The sequence below is a fragment of the Halomicrobium zhouii genome (assembly GCF_900114435.1).
In the GTDB taxonomy this organism is placed as follows: Archaea; Halobacteriota; Halobacteria; order Halobacteriales; family Haloarculaceae; genus Halomicrobium; species Halomicrobium zhouii.
In genome coordinates, this window is the sequence record NZ_FOZK01000003.1 from 529,091 (window position 1) to 548,674 (window position 19,584).

Consider the following 19,584-nt stretch of genomic DNA (forward strand, 5'->3'; position numbering starts at 1 on the left):
CCGTTTTAGTGGCGGCATTCTTTCACCGTGCAATGGGTTCGTGTATCATCTGCGGCACGTCTGTCGACGGTCACATTTGCGACCTTCACCAGGAAGACGTGCTGTTCGAGTTCCGTGGCGACCACCCGAATCAACTGACGAACAACCGCTACTATCGTGGCTCCGTGGACGGCTTCGCCGAGTTCGGCGTCTTCGTCGACATCGGTGACAGCGTCACCGGCCTGCTTCACCGGAGCGAACTGGACCGCCGCCTTGACTCCCTCGACTGGGACCCGGGCGACGAGGTGTTCGTGAAGGTCAAGAACGTCCGCGACAACGGCAACATCGACCTGGGCTGGTCGATCCGACAGGACGAGCGCGAGTTCCGCGGCGTCCTCGTCGACGACCCCGAGTTCGACCACGCCCGTCTCGCCGACGAGGTGGACGGAGCGGGAAACGGGAGTGAGGCGGCTGGCACGGACGCGTCGGAGGACGACGCCAGCCAGGTAACGGTCACCCAGTCGTCGCCCCCCGAGCAGTCCGAGCGCGACGACTCCCGGCAGGGGTCGACTGACGCTGGCGAATCCGGCCAGACCGCTTCGACCGGCGCGGCCGACGTGGAGGACGGCGCAGTCGACGACACCGACGACGAGCGCGTGGAGCAGGCCGCGAGCGCCATCGCCGAGAGCAGTACCGGCGACGCCGCGAGCGAAGGCGCCAGTTCGGCCGACGACCGGAACGGCTCCGACGTCGCCGAGACCGCAACGGCCGGCGGCGCCGTCGTCCAGGAGCGCGAGTACGAGCGCGTGCAGATCGGCGACCTCGAGGACCGCGTCGGCGACGACGTCCGCCTCGAGGGCGAGGTGACCAACGTCCGCCAGACGAGCGGCCCGACGGTGTTCGAGGTCCGCGACGAGACGGGGACGGTCGACTGCGCCGCCTTCGTCGAAGCCGGCGTGCGCGCCTACCCCGAAGTCGAGGAGGACGACGTCGTCCGCCTGGACGGCGAGGTCCGCGACCGGCGCGGCGAACTGCAGGTCGAGACCGAGTCGCTCGAGGCGCTCGAAGCCGACGAGCGCGAGACGGTCGAAGAGCGGATGGCCGACGCGCTCGACGCGCGGGCCCGCCCCGACGCCGTCGACCCGCTGGCCGACGACCCGGCCATCGAGGGACTGAGCGACAGTCTCGTCGAGGCCGCGACGGCCATCCGCAAGGCCGTCATCACCGACCGCCCGGTCATCGTCCGCCACTCCGCGACGGCCGACGGCTACGTCGCCGGCGTCGCCATCGAACGCGCGACATTGCCCCTCGTCCGCGAGGAGCACCGCCGCGCCGACGCCGAGTACCACTACTTCGACCGGCGGCCCCTGGAGGGCGGCGTCTACGACATGGACGACGCCACCAAGGACGCCACCCAGATGCTGGAGAACCGCGAGCGACACGACGAGAAGGTGCCGCTGTTCGTCTTCGTCGCCGCCGGCGGCACCCGCGAGAGCCTCGACGGCTTCGAACTGCTGGACGTCTACGGCGCGCCGCGGGTCGTCCTCGACGACGCCGACGCCGACGACGAGGTGGTCGAGTCCGTCGACACCATCCTCAGCCCGGCGCTCTCGGACTCGCCGGAGACCACCGCGACGGCGCTGGCCGCCAACGTCGCCGCCCACGTCAACGAGGACGTCCGGGCCGACCTGGAGCACCTCCCCGCCGTGAGCTTCTGGGACGACACGCCCGAGGCGTACCTCGACGCCGCCGCCGACGCCGGCTACGACGCCGACGCGGTCCGCCAGCTCCGTGAAGCCGTCGCGCTGGAGGCGTTCTACCAGTCCTACGAGGACAAGCGCGAACTCGTCATCGACCTGCTGTTCGGCGACGACGAGACGGACGTCGGCGGCCTCGCCGCCAACATCGCCGAGCAGTTCCGGACGAAACTCGACACCGAGGTCGAGACGGCCAGCGCGAACCTCGACGTCGACACCGTCGGCGACGTCGACGTCGCCATCCTCGACACGGCGGCGTTCACCCACGGCTACGACTTCCCGCCGTCGACGCTCCTGCTCGACGAACTGTACCGTCAGCAGAGCGACGACGTGGACGTCCTCGTCGGCCTCGACACGGACACGCTATACGTCCGCACCGACGACCACGTCGACGTCCACCAGGTCGCCTGGGACGTCGCCGAGCGCGTCCCCGACGCGGGCGTGAGCGCGCGAAGTGCGCGCGAGCAGAGCATCCGGTTCCTCGCCGGCGAGCGCGACGACGTGCTGGACGCGACGCTCGACGTCGTCGCCGGCACGCAGTAACGGACCACCTTCCTCCGGCTCGCTTCGCTCGCCAGTGACGACGCTCACGGTCGTTTCCGGATGTGAACGCCTCCCAGCCCGGGGAATGATTCAAGGGGTACTGCCGGGTACCGTCGCGGCATGTCAGACGACCAGCTCGTCGACGAGGCAGACCTGGAGTGGAGCGACGTGGAACACGGCGACCACGAGTTCCGGCGGAAGCAACTCGGCGCGGCGACTGCCGGCGACGAACTCGGCTGTAGTCTGTACGAACTACCCGAGGGCAAGCAGGACTGGCTCCGCCACTACCACGAAGGCAACGAAGAGGCACTCTTCGTGCTCTCCGGGACTGGGACTATCTCTCTCGGGCCCGACGCCGAGGAACACGACCTCTCGGCAGGGGACTACGTCGCGCTCCCGCGCGGCGAAGCGGGAACCCACGCCATCGAAGGCGGCGAGGGCGGCCTGCGCTACCTGATGATGTCGACGATGAACGAGCCCGATATTACTGTCTATCCCGACGACGACAAAGTGGGACTGTACGCCGGGAGCGCTCCGGGCGGAGCGAAGGACGAGCGGACGCTCTCGACGTACCTCGACCGCAACGCGGAAGTGGCGTACTGGGACGAAGAGTGACTGGGGACGTAGCGCGTGGATCGATCGGTCAGCAGGTGAAGGCGTCTGCGGAGGGGTAGTACTACAACGGGATTGCTGGGGAAAACAGCCTGAAAGCCCTCGCCTTGCTTGGCGGCGGAGCCGACCTCCCGCTCGCGATCGCTGAGCGGGATACCCTCACGTCCGTTCGGGTAGGGCTCGCTGATCGACAGCCCCGTCGTGTGGAGACGCGCCCCAAACCGCCGGATTGGTGTCGGTGTACGCTCGTTCTCCCAGACGTCCTGGCTGTCCATTACCAGGGTTCTCCGAGCAGGTCTGCGAGTGACGTGAACACCTCTCGCAACGGCCTGCTCACTTCTCAATCCCTTCAACTACACAGTGGTCCCCGGGTTACCACTCGGAAATACTACCGTCCTTCCGGCGCACGACCGGCGCATCCCACGCGTCCTCGGTCGCCATCTCACGCACGAAGTCTTCGTCGACCTCGATGCCTAGTCCGGGGGCGCTGGGGAGGTCGACGTACCCCTGGTCGTCGTGCTCGAAGACGCTCATATCCGTGAGGTAGTTCGGGACGTCCTCGTTCAACACGATCTGCTCCTGGATGATCGCGTTCTGCGTGCAGGCGTCCACCTGAAGGCTTGCTGCGAGCGCGACCGAACTCAGCGGCGAGTGAGGCGCGAGCGCCACGTCGTACGTTTCGGCCATACTCGCTATCTTCCGGAGTTCCGTGATTCCACCGGCGTGGGAAATGTCTGGCTGGATGACGTCGACGGCGCCGCTTTCGAGGAGGGTTTTGAACTCCCAGCGTCCGTACAACCGCTCGCCGGTCGCGAGAGGGACGTTTGTTCGCTCAGCGAGGTCCGGGAGCAGGTCGTTCTTTTCCGGGCCGAGGAGTTCCTCGTAGAACATCGGGTCGAACTCTTCGAGCTCGCCGACGAGTCGCTTTGCCATCGGTTTCGACGGTTTGCCGTGGAAGTCCAACATCAGGTCCACGTCGTCGCCGACAGCCTCGCGCATCGTTCGCACGTTCTCGCGGGCCTCCTCGACGGCCGGAGTCCGGTCGATGTGTTCGAGATCGACGCCGGGTCCGCTTTTGATCGCACTGAACCCCTCCTCGACACGGCTGCGCGCAGCGTCTCCGAGGTCATCCCCGCTGACGTGGGCGTACAGTTTGATCCGCTCGCGGGCCTTCCCGCCGAGTAATTCGTAGACGGGTTCCCCCAGCGCCTTCCCTTTGATGTCCCAGAGCGCCTGATCGATGCCCGAGAGCGCACTCATCAGGACCGCACCGCCGCGGTAGAAGCCGCTGCGGTACATCTGCTGCCAGAGCAGTTCGATGTCGTAGGGGTCAGCACCGACAATGTAGGTGTCCATCAGCTCCCGAACCGCCTCAGCGGCCGTCTGCGCCCGTCCTTCCAGGACTGGTTCGCCCCATCCGACGAGGCCATCGTTCGTCTCGACCTTCAACAGCAATGAGCGCGGCGGTACCTCAAACAGCTCGTAGTCGGTTACTTCCATACATCGGCTCCAGAGTGAACCCTCAAATAGATATGTGCAGGTGAAATACTGAGCTGCTGGCTGGTTCGTACTTCTCGCAGCGAGCACAGACGCAAACACGTCGATAGCCCTCGGCGCGCTCGCGGTGAAACGCACTCGCGATTGGACCGCCACCCTCCCCGGTCGCTCGCCGTCCGGCCAGCGACACGCTTCCTGACCGCTCGGCAACCGCCCGGCCGGGAGCGGCGTTCATGCCGCGACCGGGGGAAGGGCAGGGTTGCGGTGCGGGACCTGGAGGACTGAAAGGGCGAGGTGGGCTCCGGGAACCCGGGCGCAGTAAGCACCGCAACGGAGTGAGGAGCGCAGCAAGCCCCGGGACCGGAGCACACCGAGGGCTTTCTGGTTGTTTGCGGTCTCGTTTCTTCCAGCACCAGCCCAGAAGAACCACCCCCTCACTACACACACTCAACTAAACGATTCGAGCTGACTCTGAGAACACCTTTCCTCGGAGCGATACCCTTATTCGCGCGAAACGACCACATCCAGGCAACCGAACCGATGAGTACCGAGACGACAGACCCCACGGAGACGGAGGCATTCGAGCAGGTCTGTGAGGAACTCGTCTCGCGAATCCTCGCGGGCGACCTGGAACGCGACGACGTCGAGAGCGCGAAGATGGAGGTGTGCTCGGAGTACTCCGCGCCCAAGGTCCCCAAGAACTCGGAGCTGATGGACTACGTCCCGAACGAGCAGCGCGAAGAGTTAGAGGAGGTCCTCCAGCGCAAGCCCGTCCGGACCGCGTCGGGCGTCTCTCCCATCGCCATCATGACCTCGCCGAAGCGGTGTCCCCACGGGAAGTGTCTCTACTGCCCCGGCGGCCCCGACTCGGAGTTCTCGTCGTCGCAGTCCTACACCGGCCACGAGCCCGCGGCCGCGCGCGGCGAGCAGAACGACTACGACCCCTACGGCCAGGTGACGCTGCGGCTCAACCAGTTGCGACAGATCGGTCACCCCGTCGACAAGGCCGAGTTGATCCTGATGGGCGGGACGATGACGGCCCGGTCACACGACTACCAGGAGTGGTTCGTCAAGCGCGCGCTGGAGGCGATGAACGACTTCGACGTCGACGCGCCGCCCGAACCCGCCGAGGGCGTCAGCTTCGCCGAGGACCCCGACGAGTACGAGTTCCGCTACCTGGAGGACGTCGTCGCGGAGAACGAGACGGCCGACGTGCGCAACGTCGCGACGACGTTCGAGACCAAGCCCGACTGGTGCGACCCCGAGCAGATCGACCGGATGCTCGATCTGGGGGGCACCAAGGTCGAGGTTGGCGTCCAGACCACGTTCGAGCGGATCAACCGCGAGATGCACCGCGGCCACGGTACGCAGGACTCCATCGACGCCAACCGACGGCTCCGGGATTCGGGGTTCAAGGTCGGCTTCCACATGATGCCCGGCCAGCCCGGGATGTCCAAGGAGATGTGCCTGGAGGACTTCCGGCGCATCTTCGAGAACTCCGACTGGCGGCCCGACTACCTCAAGATCTACCCGACGCTCGTCGTCGAGGGCACCGTCACCTACGACTGGTACCGCAAGGACGAGTTCCAGCCCCTGGAGAACGAGGAGGCCGCCGAACTCGTCGCCGAGATCAAGGACATGATCCCCCGATACACGCGCCTCCAGCGCGTCCAGCGCGACATCCCCGCGGACTTCATCGAGGGCGGCGTCTGGAAGTCCAACCTCCGCCAGCTGGCCCGCCAGCGCATGGCGGAACACGGCTGGACCTGCGACTGCGTCCGCTGTCGCGAGGTCGGGATGAACGACGAGGACCCGGAGAACGTCGAACTGGACGTGATGACCTACGAGTCCGGCGGCGGCACGGAGCACTTCATCTCCTTCGAGGACTTCGAGAAGGACCTCCTGGTTGGGTTCTGTCGACTCCGGTTCCCGAACGACCCCGTGCGACGGGAACTCGACGACGCCGCAATCGTCCGCGAACTCCACGTCTACGGGAGTCAGGTCGGCGTCGGGAGCGTAGCACAGAGCGCCGAGGACCAGTCCGGCGACGACGCCGTCGGCCAGCACCAGCACCGCGGCTACGGCCGCCGCCTGCTGGCGACGGCCGAGGAGCTGGCGGCCGACGCCGGCTACGCGAAGCTCGCCGTCATCTCCGGTATCGGCGTGCGCGAGTACTACCGGGAGAAGCTCGGGTATCGCCAGGACGGGCCGTACGTCTCGAAGCGGTTGTGAGCGGATGCTTGTATCGCGGGACGGGCTAATTGGACGTAATGGCTCAGATCCTCCGTAGCGAAGGGACCCTCGGCGGAGATCCCAGAATCGAGGGGGATCCGCATCGGGGTGCTACAGTAGACGCACGTATGCATCGACGAAATGTGAGAGTGCACCCCGGTCGGCTTGCGCAGGTTCAGTCCTCTACGGGGGCGTGTTCGTCGTAGTACCGCACGAGGACGTCGAGGTAGACGAGTTTACACGAGAGTGCGATCCCACTGCCAAGCGCTGTCACTCGTGGATTATGTTTGTACGCTCCATAGAGACCGTAGCAGTACGCGATGGCGTTCAGCCCGTTGAGAAGACCGGGCAGATTGGCCTCGAATACCTCGTGGCCGTCTTCGAGCCAGAGTTGCTCTCCCAGGACGCTCCGGCTTATCCACGCGTCCTTGCTTTCGGGCTCCGGGAAGAGAATCGGATTGAGAAGAACGTAAAGCAGCGTCAGGCCGACCATCCGCCAGTCCCGACGGTACAGACCGAGCAGTAAGACTGGCCCCATCGGGAGGCGAGTATAGCCACTCCACGGATTCGTATGCCGAGCCCAGAAATCCTCTCCGAGAAGGTCGGTTAGTGCCATAGTGGAGGTGGACGAACGCCTCCCATTAATTTGTTGCACACACGTTCTGTGGTGAACGAGGCGTGCTTTCCCTGTACTGACTGAACCAGGTGAGAGTATATCATCTGCCACAGGTTTCGACAGAACCGAATGCAGTTTCTGACCGACGAGCACGTTCCGAGAGTATTCATCTCGGCGCTCTGTTCGAACGGTCACGAGGTGCTGAGGGCTAACGGCGCTCTCGGCGAGGGGACTGACGACGAGCAACAGATCGAATTCTGCGCCGACGACGGTCGAATCCCGGGACGAACGACAAGAAGAATTTTGCGGGACCCCTGTCCGAGTCCGTCGACTACGACGGAATCTTTGTCTACACAGAGCCGGCCTGCTCCGCGACGACCCAGAAAGCGTCGTTCGCGCGGTCGAGCGAGGACTGTCACAGAACCCGCCGACAAAATTCACGACCGAACTGGTCTGGCTCGACCAGTGGTTATCGTAGTCGAGGCAGGGTGACAAGGGGACGTTCAGCGCCACAATACGCCGCCGTTTTGACCCTTGACCCGCTAGTCAGCCAGTAATGGCACGGAAGCTGGCGGACGGGGCCTGGTACCTGGACCTTGGGCTGATCCCGCCGTTCGCCTCGAACTCCTTTCTCGTCGACGACGGCGACCTCACACTGGTCGACGCCGGCCTCTGGTGGAATGAGCCCTCCGTGCGCGACGAACTCGCCGACGCGGGCTACGCCGTCGGTGATCTGGACAGGGTTCTCATCACCCACTACGACCTCGACCACGTCGGCGGGCTGAAGCGCCTCCTCCCGGAGTTCGACGGTCCAGTCTACCTCGGCCGGCCCGATTACGACTTCCTCAATCACGACTCACACCCCCAGTGGGCCCACCACAAGGGCCTGTTCCACCGCGTGACGCGTCGGCTGTTCCCGCTCCCCGGCGAGATGGACGTCCGCCCCGTCGACGACGGCGACCGCGTCGGAAAGTTCACGGTCTACCTGACGCCAGGGCACAACCCGGGCCACGCCGTCTACGTCCACGACAGCGGGGTGGCATTTCTCGGTGACCTCGTCTGGGAGGACGAGGGCGCGCTCACCCCACCGTTCTGGCTCGACTCGTACGATATGCGAGAATTACGGGAGAGCATCCGTGACCTGGCCGAGCGGACGGGTCCGTTCGATATCGCCGCGATGGCCCACGGCGAACCGATTCGATCCGGTGGGGACGATGCCCTGCTCGCGCTGGCCGAACGTCTGTGATTCGTGTACAGAGATAGAGTGCATCTCTTCCGGATCGACGTAGTTGACCTGCCTACCGTTCGCGGTTTATTTCCTCGGCTAACGTGGCGGCAGCGGTTTCGAGGGAGTCGTCGTTTTCGAAAATTAACACGTCATCACGTCCGGCGAGTCGTTCTCGAAACCGGGCTTGCCGCTGGGAAAACCGGTCTGGAACAGACCCCTGTTCCAGTAATTCCGGCCGGTCGTTCCGGAAGCGCTCCCGCCTCGTTTGGTCGTTCATCGTTAACAGGACGGTTAGGTCGGGAGAGACTGGCAGAGCTCGATCGGTAGCGTCGATAATTGGTGGAAATGTACTCCCCGAACGTTGTTCGACCAGCGGCAGATTGTAGACGGCTACCGAGTCGAGGTATCGCTCGGTGAGGACGATCTCGTTGGTCTCGAGTGCATCATTTATCACTGTCTCAGCCTGGTAACAGCAGTTAGCGAGCATTCCTGCACTCAACGAACACGCTCGTTCCTGGAACTGCTGACCGTCACCCCTATCAAGTTCATCCGCCACGAACTCTCCAACCGATGCCTCCGCGAACTCGGGGACGGTTTCTATCGAAATACCCCTTCGGGTGAATTCACCAGAAAGCGCATCCAAGAGGGCCGACTTGCCGGTTCCAGCACCCCCCTCAAGCACGACGAATGTTCCGGCCATACTGTGTAAGGAAGACGTGTCACTACAAATCCATAACAGTTCGACCCGAGCTTCGAGTAGAATGTGGTTCGCTGTGGTAGATTCCCGTATGCACCGAGAAATAGCGACCACACCTTTCCGTCGAATCCCCGTTCCAATACTCGAATAGAGGGGGTATTTTAGTGAGACCAGGCCGTCGTCGGGCACATGAGTTCCACGGTGGCCGTCGTCGGCGCCGGAGCGGCGGGCGCCGCGGCGGCGTACGCGTTGCGCGATGCCCCGGTCGACGTGACGGTGTTCGAGAAGAGCGGCGGCGTCTGCGGGCGGGCCGCGACGCGCCGTGCCAGCGGCTGCACCTACGAGTACGGGGCGAACTACCTGAAGAGCGACGACGACAGGGTGAGCGAACTCGTCACGGAGGAGCTATCGACCGACGGACTCGTCGACGTGACAGAGCCGGTGTGGACCTTCGACGACGACGGGGAGATAGCGGAAGGAGACGGGGACGCTGCCGACCACAAGTGGACCTACGAGTCCGGGCTGACGCAACTCGCAAAGCGGCTGTTCGCGGCGACGGACGCGAGCGTCCACCGCCACACCCGCGTCGAGACGCTCGAACGCGACGACGAGACGTGGCGCGTCGTCGACGACGAGGGGGACGACCGGGGGACGTTCGACGCGCTCGTGCTGACGCCGCCGGCGCCGCAGACGGCGGACCTGCTGGGACAGGCGGCGTGGGAGCACGGCGACTGTCGCGACCTCCGGAAGTCCATCGCGCAGGTCCCGTTCCGGACGATCATCTCCGTCGTCCTCCACTACCCCTTCGAACTCGACGTGCCCTACTACGCGCTCGTGAACGAGGGCAAGAGTGAGGGCGAGGGTCACGACGTCGGCTGGGTGGCCCGGGAGGAGTGCAAGCCGGGACACGTCCCCGACGGCGAGAGCCTGCTGCTCGTCCAGATGGCGCCCGACTGGTCGGCCGAGTACTACCACCAGCCGGCGCCCTCGATCGTCGACGCCGCGTCGGAGAAGACCGCGGCGCTGCTGGACGACGAGCGACTCGGCACCCCCGACTGGACCGACCACCAGCACTGGCGGTACGCGCTGCCGAACGGCGGGCCCGCCGTGGGAGCGCTCGACGACGCCACCGACCACGACCTCTTCTTCGCCGGCGACTGGGTCGCGGGCGACGCGCGACTCCACGCGGCGGTCCGGAGCGGGCTGGAGACCGGCGACGCGGTCGCGGAGCGGCTCGGGTAGCGGCCGGCTGCTGAGCGGGCTTCGAAGCGGTTTTGCGTCGCGCACCGTAGGACCAAGCATGGACCAGAAGCGGGAGCTGACGAGCGTCGACCTCGCGGCGCTGGTCGGCGAGTTGCGACGGTACGAGGGGGCCAAACTCGACAAGGCCTACCTCTACGAGGACGACGAACTCCTCCGGCTGAAACTGCGGGACTTCGACGAGGGGCGGGTCGAACTGCTGATAGAGGTCGGCGAGACCAAGCGCGCCCACGTCGTCGCCCAGGAACACGTCCCCGACGCGCCGGGCCGGCCGCCCAACTTCGCGATGATGCTCCGGAACCGCCTGTCGGGCGCCGACCTCGTCGGAATCGAGCAGTTCGAGTTCGACCGGATCGTCCAGTTCCACTTCGAGCGCGAGGACAACTCGACGACGGTCGTGGCCGAACTGTTCGGCGACGGCAACGTCGCCGTGCTGGACGAACACGGCGAGGTCGTCGACTGCCTGGAGACGGTGCGACTCAAATCCCGGACCGTCGCCCCGGGCGCGACCTACGAGTTCCCGTCGGCGCGGTTCAACCCCCTGACGGTGGACTACGAGGGGTTCGTCGCCCGGCTGAAGCAGTCCGACGCCGACGTGGTGCGGACGCTCGCGACCCAGCTCAACTTCGGCGGCCTCTACGGCGAGGAGCTGTGCAGCCGGGCCGGCGTCGAGTACAACCAGGCCGTCGAGGACACCACCGACGAGGAGTTCGAGGCGCTGTACGACGCCGTCGACGGGCTCGCGACGCAACTGCGGGAGTCCGACCTCGACCCGCGGGTCTACTACGAGATGGACGACGAGGACGGCGGCGAAGATGGGGCGGAAGCCGCCGGGAGCGACAGCGAAGGGAACGACGGCGAGGATGGAACTCCCGGCCGGCGCGTCGACGCGACGCCCATCGCCCTGGAGGAGTACTCGCACCTCCGGAGCGAGACGTTCGAGACGTTCACCGCGGCGCTGGACGACTACTTCTACAACTTCGAGACGGACGCGGCCGAGAGCGGTGGCGGCGGCCGCGACCGCCCCGACTTCGAGGCGGAGATCAACAAGTACGAGCACATCATCCGCCAGCAGCAGGAGGCCATCGACGACTTCGAGGAACAGGCCGACGCCGAGCGGGAGAAGGCCGAACTGCTGTACGCGCGCTACGACCTGGTCGCCGAGATCCTCTCGACGATCCAGGGTGCCCGCGACGAGGACGTCCCGTGGGAGGACATCGAGGCGAAGTTCGAGGCGGGGAAAGAACAGGGCATCCCCGAAGCCGAGGCCGTCGTCGGCCTCGACGGCAGCGAGGGGACGGTCACCCTCGACATCGACGACACGCAGGTCACGGTCGACGCCTCGATGGGCGTCGAGAAGAACGCCGACCTGCTCTACCAGGAGGCGAAACGCATCGAGGGCAAGAAGGAGGGCGCCCAGGCAGCCATCGAGGACACGCGCGAGGACCTGGAGGACGCCAAAGCGCGGCGCGACCGGTGGGAGGCCGCGGACCAGGAAGCGGGGAACGGCGCAGCCGAGGGGGACGGCGAGGACGCGGACGGAGAGAACGAAGACGTCGACTGGCTCGGGATGAACTCCATCCCGGTCCGCCAGACCGAGCAGTGGTACGAGCGGTTCCGCTGGTTCCACACCAGCGACGGCTTCCTCGTCATCGGCGGGCGCAACGCCGACCAGAACGAGGAACTCGTCAAGAAGTACCTCGACAACGGGGACAAGGTGTTCCACGCGCAGGCCCACGGCGGCCCCATCACCGTGCTCAAGGCCACCGGGCCGAGCGAGGCGGCGAAGGACGTCGACCTCCCCGACTCCAGTCTCGACCAGGCGGCCACGTTCGCCGTCTCCTACTCCTCCGTCTGGAAGGACGGCAAACACGCCGGCGACGTGTACATGGTCGACCCCGACCAGGTGTCGAAGACACCCGAGAGCGGCGAGTACCTGGAGAAGGGCGGCTTCGCGATTCGGGGCGACCGGACGTACTTCCGCGACCAGGAGGTGGACGTCTCCGTCGGCATCACCTGCGAGGACGAGACGCAGGTCGTCGGCGGGCCGACGCCCGCCATCGAACCGAAGGCCGAGACGACCATCCGCGTCGAACCCGGCCAGTTCGCCCAGAACGACATCGCCAAGCGCCTCTACCGCGAGTTCAAGACGCGCTTCGCGGACGACTCTTTCGTGCGCAAGGTCGCCAGCCCGGACCGCATCCAGGAGTTCCTGCCGCCCGGCGGCAGTCGGTCGGTGGAGTGAGCGAACGCGAGAATTACGGCGGACCAGTCCTCACTCGTCGCCGCGATCAGACAGGTACGGCCACCCGACGAACGCCGCTGCGACTGCGAACCCGAGCCCGAACTTGCCGAGCAACGCACGGTTCACGCGCTCGCCGGTGCTAATCGCGTTCACGAGGACCATCCCGAGGACCAGCAGGAGCAACAGCGCCAGGGCGATTCCCCCCTGCGATGTGGAGAGCTCCGCCTCGGTCGCCTTGAAGACGAGAATCGCGACTATGATAATCGCGACCGCTGCGGCTTCGAACGGGTCCCACGGTCCACCCTTCGCGAGTCCTGCACGCATGATCACGACGACGATCGGTATCGAAACCACTCCGACCAGACCGAGTTTGACGCGAAACAGCGACTCGCCCATAGTTTGATTCCATATCGAGTTGTCATTAATTTTCACATGAGCGGGCGTCGGTGGCCTCCCTCCCGACGAGCTGGCAGGCCAAACGACTGAGCCCCTGCCCGGACGGCAATCACTCGGCGAAGCGAGACAGCGCCACCCCACACAGACCAGCTAGCTTTATCTCCTCACCGAACCTATCACTAGACGTTAATTACTGGTCGGCAGCAACGCCACCGCGGTCGGTGACGGCCTCCCGGGGTTAACGGAGACACACAATGTTCGAAGAAGCCATTCGCTATCCGTGGAAGGGAGCAGACAACGTCAAGAACGTCGCCATCGGAGGGATTCTCACGCTCCTGGGCGTATTCGTCCTGCCGATGTTCTTCGTGCTCGGCTACGGGCTCGAAGTCATCCGGCGGGTGAGCAGGGGCGACGTCGCAGAGCCGCCGGCCTGGGAGGACTGGGGGACGCTGTTCGTCGACGGCCTGAAGGTGTTCGTCATCTCGGTCGTCTACTCGCTGATCCCGGCCGCTCTGGTCGCCTTCGCGGTGTTCAGCTGGTTCGTGCCGGTAGTCGCGTCGAACGGCGGTGAACCCAGCGGCGGCCTGGCGGCCCTCGGCTTCCTGGTCGGCCTGGTGGTGTTCCTGCTCTCCATGCTCGTCGCGCTCGCGTTCGCGTACGTCGTGCCCGCTGCCGTGGCGGCGTTCGCCCGGACCGACCGACTCGGGGCGGCGTTCTCGCCCTCACAGCTCCGGTCCATCGGTGGTCACCGCGGGTTCGCCGTCGCCTGGGTCGTCGCCTTCGCGGTGACGCTGGTGGCCTCGGCGATCAGCGGCGCCCTCTCCGCGACCGGCATCGGCGCCATCCTCGGTGCGTTCGTCGTCTACTACGGCACCATCGCGGCCGCCTACGCCATCGGCGAGGGGATCAGCGATCTGCCCGTCGTGGCCGAGCGAGAGGAAGTCGCCATCGACGAGTCGGCCGCGTGAGAGCGCGGTCCGAATAACAGCACACTTGTTTTGCGAACCGGAAGTCACAGTATATGCGTATCCAGGGCCGGGAGCAGACGGAGCAGGGTCGCGAGCGCGTCGAACTCGTGCCGGAGACGCTCGACGACCTCTGGCACCTCACCTACGTGCTCGAACCCGGCGACACCGTCTCCGGCGACACTACCCGGCGCATCCAGCGCAACGACGACCAGATGCGCGACACCGGCGGGGAGCGCGAGCACATGTGGGTCGCCCTCCGCGTCGAGGACGTCGAGTTCGCGAAGTTCGCCAACCGGCTGCGGGTGAGCGGCGAGATCGTGGGCTGCTCCCGAGAGGACCAGCTCGGCTTCCACCACACGGTCAACGTCGAACCCAACACCGAAATCGAGGTCGAGAAGTGGTGGAAACCCGACCAGGAGGAGCGCCTGCAGGACGCCGTCGAGGCGACGGAGAACCCCGACGTCGCCATCGCCACCGTCGAGGAGGGCGAGGCGCACCTCCACACGGTCGCCCAGTACGGGACGGAAGAGCGAGCGACCATCACGGCGACGACCGGCAAGGGCGACTACGCTCGCCCGCGCGACGAGTTGTTCGCCGAACTGACCGACGTGCTCCGCCGGCAGGACGTCGACGCCTACATCCTGGCTGGGCCGGGCTTCACGAAGCAAGACGCACTCGACTACATCGAGGACGAGGCGCCCGAGGTCGCAGAGAAGATGAGCGTCGTCGACACCAGCGGCGTCGGCGACCGCGGCGTCCACGAGGTGCTCAAGCGCGGCGCCGTCGAGGAGGTCCAGGCGGAGACTCGCATCGCGGAGGAGGCCGACAAGATAGACGAACTGACCAAACGCATCGCGGAGGGAGCCAAAGTGGCCTACGGGCCGGAATCCGTCGCCGAGGCGGCCGACTTCGGCGCCATCGAGGAACTGCTCGTCCTCGACGAACACCTCCGGCGCGAGCGCTCGGCGGCGGAGTGGAGCGTCGACGTCGACGAGATAATCGAGACGACCGAGCAGAAGGGCGGGGAGGTGGTCGTCTTCTCCGGCGAGTTCGACCCCGGGCAGCAACTCGCCAACCTCGGCGGCATCGCCGCGCTGTTGCGCTACCGGATCGAGTAGTTCAGTTTCTGATACCGGCGCCGAAACCGTTTTTTACCGGTACGGCTTCGTTCAGGTAATCCGGGCCATCGGGGAGCCACGCCACCACATGACATTCGAAGACCAGGCGGATTTCGCGAGCCAGGTAGCCGACCTCAACACGTACGGCCAGGCGCTCAACCGGTGCGAGACGGTCGAGGAGGTCGTCTCACTCACCCTCGAGGCGATGTCGCTCCTGTTCGGGACGGCTCACTCCACCTTCGTCGAGGTGAGCGACGGCGACCTCAGCGTGAGTCACAGCACGAACCCGGCCCTCTCGCCCGGCGACGAACCGAGCGAGATGGCCGTCGAGGCCTTCGAGACTCACGAGACCGCCGTCCGCGAGGGGGCCGCGGCGCGCGTCGACCCCGACTCCGGCGTGACGGCGGCGATGGCAGTGCCGGCGCAGATAGTCGACGAGGTGACCGCAGTCCTCGTGATGCGGTCGACCTCCCACGAAGCGTTCGGCGACGCGCACGTCCGGCCGATGGGCATCCTCGCGTCTCACGCGGCCACGGCGATCAGCAACATCCGGTCCCGGGAGCGCCTCCAGCGGGCCCACCAGGACCTGGAGAGCCGCAAGGAGATGATCGAACTGTACGACCGGCTGTTGCGCCACGACCTGGGCAACGACCTCCAGGTCATCACGGGGTTCTCGGACGCGCTCGTCTCCGATCTCGACGGCGAGGCTCGCGAACACGCCGAGCGCATCCACCGCGCGGCGGAGAGTTCGGCCGACCTCATCGACCGCGTCGGCGACCTCGTCTCGACGCTGGAAGCCCAGGACGAACCCGAACCGCGGGACCTGCGGGCCATCCTCACGAAGGTCGTCGAGGACAATCGGTCGCAGTTCGACGACTTCACCGTCGAGTTCGACCCGGCGGCCGCCGAGTACCGGGTCTACGGCGGAGAACTGCTCGAATCGGTGTTCAGTAACCTCCTCTCGAACGCGGCCGTCCACAACGACGGGCCAGTGACCGTTCGAGTGGCCGTCGACGAGACCGGGCCCAGTGACGTGGTCGTGAGCGTCGACGACGACGGGAGCGGCGTCCCCGACGGGGTTCGAGACGACGTCTTCGCGATGGGCGCCAAGGGCTCCGAGAGCACGGGGACCGGGTTCGGGCTGGGCTTCGTCCGCGCGCTCACCGAATCCTACGGCGGCGGCGTCAGCGTCGGGGACAGCGACCTGGGCGGAGCGGCGTTCAGGGTCCGGTTAGAGCGAGTCTGAACGGAAGCCGATTCGCGTCGGACTGAACGGGGCTCGATGGAGAGCGGCGCGTCCAGAAACGCGGTTCGGAGGTGGTCGCGATATTATTCTCCGGCGTCAGGCCGTGTAACAAGAGTTAATACCGAGACGCGTGCCCTTGTGCGTAGCATCCGCCAGCCCGCGTTCCGATGAACGTCATACTCCAGCAACCGTCGTCCGTCCTCGTCGTCAGCGAGAACGTGGAGACGGTAGCGACGGTTCGAACGGCACTCGCCGACGCGTCCGATACCACCGTCCGACACGAACCAGACCCCGGCGACGCACTCGATACGTTCGTGGACCTCGACGAAATCGGCTGCGTCGTCCTCGACGAGAGCGTGCCCGACGTCGCCTCCTTCCGGACTGAACTCGCCGAGCGGGACGATCTCCTGCCGGTCGTGTACCTCGCTCCCGAGGCCGACCGAGCGCTGCTCAGTCGCCTCTCGCGGTTCGAGTCCACGACGTACCTCCCGCGCCCGGTCGCCGAGTCGGTACTGCGAAAGGTACTCGAGGAGTCACGAGAGCGCTACTACCGAAAGCGCGTGACCGCCGAAGAGAGCGACATGCTGCGGGCGTTCACCTCGGAGCTCGAGATCCCCGTCTTCGTCAAGGACGAGGCGGGCCGCCACCTTCGAATGACGGACGTCCCGGGCGGCGCCGACCAGGACGCCATCGTCGGCAAGACCGACCGCGAGGTGTACAGCTACGACCCGGAGGCCGCCGCCGAGTTCTACGCCGACGACATGCGCGTCGTCGAGCAGGGAGTTTCGATACACCAGCAGGACGAGGCGTCCGGCCCCCCGGGGAACCGACACTGGACGCGCGTCAGCAAGGTTCCCTGGCCAGCCGACGACGGGTCGAACAAGGGACTGATCGGCGTCGCGATGGACGTCACGGACCTCAAGGAGATGGAACGCCGCGCCGAACAGTTGCGCGAGCGCCTCGAACAGTTCGCGAGCTACATCAGTCACGACCTGCAGAACCCTCTCAACCTCGCCAGCGGCCACCTGGAGATGGCCAGAGAGGACGGGGACGAGGACGCCCTCGATACCGCCGCGGCGGCCCTCGACCGCGTCGACGAGATGCTCACCGACCTGGACCACCTCGCCCGCCAGCCGCCGCGAGCCGGAGGCGGGGAGTACGTCGAGGTCCCGTTCGTCGCCCGACAGCTCTGGTCGTTCGTCGCGACCGAGGACGCCGAACTGGTCGTAGAGATGCCCGAACCCACCCGCATCAGGGCGCCCGCACGGGAACTGCGGCCGTTGCTCGAGAACCTCCTCAGGAACGCCGTGGAGCATAGCTCCACGAGCCCTCCTTCGCACGCTCGGGAGGACGCCGCCGGACGACAGCCGTCCGGCGAGCCCGCTGTCGCTGACGCTCCAGCGGACGCCGTGGAGCATAGCTCCACGAGCCCTCCCTCGCACGCTCGGGAGGACGCCGCCGGACGACAGCCGTCCGGCGAGCCCTCTGTCGCTGACGCTCCAGAGGACGCCGTCGAACACGGCAGCGCCGACGTCACCGTCCGGGTCGGCGCCCTCGACGACGGGTTCTACGTGGGCGACGACGGGCCCGGCATCCCGCCGTCGGAGCGGGAGACGGTCCTCCAGCGGGGGTACACGACGGCCGAGGACGGGAGCGGAACCGGGCTCGCACTGGTCGCGGAGGTCGCCGAGCGGAACGGCTGGTCGATACGGATAACCGAGAGTGCCGACGGCGGCGCCAGGTTCGAGTTTCGCGACGCCCTCGTCGTTACGGAGCCCGAGAGCGCACACCAGACCGGCCCCAGCATTCGCCTCACCGAGGAATCGGCCGTCCCCGGCGGCGACGTCGCTGGGAGTGCAGATTACGATCCGAGTTCCGATACGTGGACGGTCCGGTGCGACACGGCCGGGGAGACTGGACCGCGGTCCTGCTACGTCGCCCACGCCGTGACTGACGGCTCGGTCCGGATCCAGGCCCGACTGCGGACCGTCGACCACGTCCACGACAGGAGCAGCGCCGGCCTGTGGATGGGCGACGGTCTCGGTGAGACAGACGCGTTCGGGTCCATCGGGCGCACGGTCGGCGGGCAGACGGAACTCGTCTACCGGCCCGAACCCGGTGGCGACCTCGCGCGGACGGTGCTGGTCGAGAACGAGCCCCACGAGTGGTTCCGCCTGGAACGCACCGGGGAGACACTCACCTGTTCCGTCTCCGTCGACGGGACGGACTGGGTGGCCCTCGACCAGCGACGGGTCGCACTCGCGGACCCGGTGCGTCCCAGCCTCGCCGTCTCCAGCGCCGTCCCCGGTGACCCGTGCGAAGCGACGTTCTCGACGGTCAGAACCTACGAGCTGGAGTGAGAACGGTCGGCCTCGTCGACGGCCTCGTCGAGCGTGACGGTGAGCCCGTCCTCGGCGAACCGCACGTCCCCATCGTAGTGGTCGCCCACGGAGTCCAGCATCTCCTCGTGCCGGCCCTCCGTGTGCGGATAGAGGTGGGTCAGGTAGACGCGTCCCAGGTCGGCGTCCGCCTCGGCCAGGGCCCCGCCGAGCTGGGACGGCGTCGGGTGGTTCGACACGTCGACGTCGTCGGGGAACGAGCAGTCGTGGGCGAACACCGCCGCTCCGTCAGCGAACTCGACCAGTTCCGTGAACGCCTCGGTGTCGCCGCTGAAGACGAACGGGGGCCCGCCCTCAGCGCCGACGAACCTGTAGGCGAAACACTGCATCGAGTGGCGAACCGCCATCGAGTCCACGTCGAACCCGGCGAGGGAGAACGAGCCCTCGACGTCGCGGACGGTCAGGTCGAGGCGGTCCCGCATGTACTCGTGGAGGTCGAAGATCCCCTCGACCAGGTCTTCCGTTCCGGGCGGCCCGGCGACGGTCAACTCCGTCGCCCCGGCCAGCCAGCGGGCCTTGAGGAGGACGTCCAGATCCGACACGTGGTCGAGGTGGTGGTGGGTCAGGAGGACGGCGTCGACGTCCTCGTAGCCCGTCTCCGTCCGTTCGAGCGCGTGGAGGACGCCGCTGCCGCAGTCGACGAGCAGGCTGTGGTCGCCGGACTCGACGAGGAGACCCGTCTGGAAGCGGTGGCCAGTCGGCATCGCGGAACCAGTGCCGAGAAACGTGACGCGCATACGGGGACCGACTCGTGGGAGGGCCAAAGCAGTTGGCGTCAGCGGGAACCGAAT

16 protein-coding genes and 1 pseudogene are annotated in these 19,584 nt (G+C 66.5%); 11 read left to right on the forward strand and 6 right to left on the reverse strand.

Going from position 1 to position 19,584, the window contains the following annotated elements:
- Positions 1 to 32: 32 nt before the first annotated feature.
- Together BM337_RS16380 and BM337_RS16385 are read left to right on the forward strand one after the other, a co-directional pair.
- Entirely contained in the window at positions 33 to 2,279 is a 2,247-nt protein-coding gene (locus tag BM337_RS16380) for an OB-fold nucleic acid binding domain-containing protein (RefSeq protein WP_089817870.1), read from the forward strand.
- A gap of 120 nt (positions 2,280 to 2,399) precedes the next feature.
- Positions 2,400 to 2,894: a cupin domain-containing protein gene (locus BM337_RS16385; protein ID WP_089817872.1), complete on the forward strand. Its 495-nt coding sequence runs from the start codon at positions 2,400 to 2,402 to the stop codon at positions 2,892 to 2,894.
- A 176-nt stretch (positions 2,895 to 3,070) separates the two neighbouring features.
- Here the strand turns inward: BM337_RS16385 and BM337_RS20730 are convergent.
- Positions 3,071 to 3,166, reverse strand: a pseudogene (locus BM337_RS20730) (IS6 family transposase); the annotation flags it as partial.
- Positions 3,167 to 3,263: 97 nt separating this feature from the next.
- Positions 3,264 to 4,391 (reverse strand): galactonate dehydratase, encoded by a 1,128-nt coding sequence (gene dgoD / locus BM337_RS16390; protein WP_089817874.1) that lies wholly within the window; start codon positions 4,389 to 4,391, stop codon positions 3,264 to 3,266.
- A 537-nt stretch (positions 4,392 to 4,928) separates the two neighbouring features.
- Between dgoD and BM337_RS16395 the strand changes: the two genes are divergently transcribed.
- The gene (locus tag BM337_RS16395) at positions 4,929 to 6,620 is read left to right on the forward strand and encodes a tRNA uridine(34) 5-carboxymethylaminomethyl modification radical SAM/GNAT enzyme Elp3 (protein ID WP_089817876.1); all 1,692 of its coding nucleotides are present in this window, start codon (positions 4,929 to 4,931) and stop codon (positions 6,618 to 6,620) included.
- A 175-nt stretch (positions 6,621 to 6,795) separates the two neighbouring features.
- On the opposite strand, the gene BM337_RS16400 is transcribed toward BM337_RS16395, so the two are convergent.
- Positions 6,796 to 7,236, reverse strand: coding sequence for a DUF6653 family protein (locus BM337_RS16400; protein WP_089817878.1), 441 nt, complete (start codon positions 7,234 to 7,236; stop codon positions 6,796 to 6,798).
- Positions 7,237 to 7,365: 129 nt separating this feature from the next.
- Here BM337_RS16400 and BM337_RS21925 point away from each other — a divergent pair, with 129 nt between their 5' ends.
- Complete coding sequence (locus BM337_RS21925) at positions 7,366 to 7,728, forward strand: DUF5615 family PIN-like protein (protein WP_177227579.1); 363 nt, start codon at positions 7,366 to 7,368, stop codon at positions 7,726 to 7,728.
- A gap of 64 nt (positions 7,729 to 7,792) precedes the next feature.
- The gene (locus BM337_RS16405) at positions 7,793 to 8,482 is read left to right on the forward strand and encodes an MBL fold metallo-hydrolase (RefSeq protein WP_089817880.1); all 690 of its coding nucleotides are present in this window, start codon (positions 7,793 to 7,795) and stop codon (positions 8,480 to 8,482) included.
- 52 nt (positions 8,483 to 8,534) lie between these two features.
- On the opposite strand, the gene BM337_RS16410 is transcribed toward BM337_RS16405, so the two are convergent.
- Positions 8,535 to 9,164 (reverse strand): dTMP kinase, encoded by a 630-nt coding sequence (locus tag BM337_RS16410; protein WP_089817883.1) that lies wholly within the window; start codon positions 9,162 to 9,164, stop codon positions 8,535 to 8,537.
- 186 nt (positions 9,165 to 9,350) lie between these two features.
- Between BM337_RS16410 and BM337_RS16415 the strand changes: the two genes are divergently transcribed.
- Complete coding sequence (locus BM337_RS16415; RefSeq protein ID WP_089817885.1) at positions 9,351 to 10,403, forward strand: NAD(P)/FAD-dependent oxidoreductase; 1,053 nt, start codon at positions 9,351 to 9,353, stop codon at positions 10,401 to 10,403.
- A 58-nt stretch (positions 10,404 to 10,461) separates the two neighbouring features.
- Positions 10,462 to 12,666 (forward strand): ribosome rescue protein RqcH, encoded by a 2,205-nt coding sequence (rqcH, locus tag BM337_RS16420; RefSeq protein ID WP_089817886.1) that lies wholly within the window; start codon positions 10,462 to 10,464, stop codon positions 12,664 to 12,666.
- A gap of 30 nt (positions 12,667 to 12,696) precedes the next feature.
- Here rqcH and BM337_RS16425 read toward each other — a convergent pair whose 3' ends face one another.
- A complete protein-coding gene (locus BM337_RS16425) occupies positions 12,697 to 13,062 on the reverse strand; it encodes a 1,4-dihydroxy-2-naphthoate octaprenyltransferase (RefSeq protein ID WP_089817888.1) in 366 nt (121 codons plus the stop codon).
- Positions 13,063 to 13,316: 254 nt separating this feature from the next.
- On the opposite strand from BM337_RS16425, the gene BM337_RS16430 reads away from it, so the two are divergent.
- The 4 genes from BM337_RS16430 (at position 13,317) to BM337_RS16445 (ending at position 18,754) form a co-directional block, all read left to right on the forward strand.
- Positions 13,317 to 14,030 carry a DUF4013 domain-containing protein gene (locus BM337_RS16430; protein ID WP_089817890.1) on the forward strand — a complete coding sequence of 238 codons (714 nt, stop codon included), beginning with the start codon at positions 13,317 to 13,319 and terminating at the stop codon, positions 14,028 to 14,030.
- 53 nt (positions 14,031 to 14,083) lie between these two features.
- Positions 14,084 to 15,148, forward strand: coding sequence for an mRNA surveillance protein pelota (locus tag BM337_RS16435; RefSeq protein ID WP_089817892.1), 1,065 nt, complete (start codon positions 14,084 to 14,086; stop codon positions 15,146 to 15,148).
- Between the two features lie 88 nt (positions 15,149 to 15,236).
- The gene (locus tag BM337_RS16440) at positions 15,237 to 16,394 is read left to right on the forward strand and encodes a sensor histidine kinase (RefSeq protein ID WP_089817894.1); all 1,158 of its coding nucleotides are present in this window, start codon (positions 15,237 to 15,239) and stop codon (positions 16,392 to 16,394) included.
- A gap of 167 nt (positions 16,395 to 16,561) precedes the next feature.
- Positions 16,562 to 18,754 (forward strand): sensor histidine kinase, encoded by a 2,193-nt coding sequence (locus BM337_RS16445; protein WP_089817896.1) that lies wholly within the window; start codon positions 16,562 to 16,564, stop codon positions 18,752 to 18,754.
- On the opposite strand, the gene BM337_RS16450 is transcribed toward BM337_RS16445, so the two are convergent.
- Complete coding sequence (locus BM337_RS16450) at positions 18,739 to 19,530, reverse strand: MBL fold metallo-hydrolase (protein ID WP_089817898.1); 792 nt, start codon at positions 19,528 to 19,530, stop codon at positions 18,739 to 18,741. The two genes, BM337_RS16445 and BM337_RS16450, sit on opposite strands and share 16 nt — an antisense overlap.
- Positions 19,531 to 19,584 lie beyond the last annotated feature (54 nt).

Coding starts and splice junctions, on each gene's coding strand:
- BM337_RS16380 (WP_089817870.1), top strand. CDS start 33: ATGGGTTCGTGTATCATCTGCGGCACGTCTGTCGACGGTCACATTTGC.
- BM337_RS16385 (WP_089817872.1), top strand. CDS start 2,400: ATGTCAGACGACCAGCTCGTCGACGAGGCAGACCTGGAGTGGAGCGAC.
- dgoD (WP_089817874.1), bottom strand. CDS start 4,391: ATGGAAGTAACCGACTACGAGCTGTTTGAGGTACCGCCGCGCTCATTG.
- BM337_RS16395 (WP_089817876.1), top strand. CDS start 4,929: ATGAGTACCGAGACGACAGACCCCACGGAGACGGAGGCATTCGAGCAG.
- BM337_RS16400 (WP_089817878.1), bottom strand. CDS start 7,236: ATGGCACTAACCGACCTTCTCGGAGAGGATTTCTGGGCTCGGCATACG.
- BM337_RS21925 (WP_177227579.1), top strand. CDS start 7,366: ATGCAGTTTCTGACCGACGAGCACGTTCCGAGAGTATTCATCTCGGCG.
- BM337_RS16405 (WP_089817880.1), top strand. CDS start 7,793: ATGGCACGGAAGCTGGCGGACGGGGCCTGGTACCTGGACCTTGGGCTG.
- BM337_RS16410 (WP_089817883.1), bottom strand. CDS start 9,164: ATGGCCGGAACATTCGTCGTGCTTGAGGGGGGTGCTGGAACCGGCAAG.
- BM337_RS16415 (WP_089817885.1), top strand. CDS start 9,351: ATGAGTTCCACGGTGGCCGTCGTCGGCGCCGGAGCGGCGGGCGCCGCG.
- rqcH (WP_089817886.1), top strand. CDS start 10,462: ATGGACCAGAAGCGGGAGCTGACGAGCGTCGACCTCGCGGCGCTGGTC.
- BM337_RS16425 (WP_089817888.1), bottom strand. CDS start 13,062: ATGGGCGAGTCGCTGTTTCGCGTCAAACTCGGTCTGGTCGGAGTGGTT.
- BM337_RS16430 (WP_089817890.1), top strand. CDS start 13,317: ATGTTCGAAGAAGCCATTCGCTATCCGTGGAAGGGAGCAGACAACGTC.
- BM337_RS16435 (WP_089817892.1), top strand. CDS start 14,084: ATGCGTATCCAGGGCCGGGAGCAGACGGAGCAGGGTCGCGAGCGCGTC.
- BM337_RS16440 (WP_089817894.1), top strand. CDS start 15,237: ATGACATTCGAAGACCAGGCGGATTTCGCGAGCCAGGTAGCCGACCTC.
- BM337_RS16445 (WP_089817896.1), top strand. CDS start 16,562: ATGAACGTCATACTCCAGCAACCGTCGTCCGTCCTCGTCGTCAGCGAG.
- BM337_RS16450 (WP_089817898.1), bottom strand. CDS start 19,530: ATGCGCGTCACGTTTCTCGGCACTGGTTCCGCGATGCCGACTGGCCAC.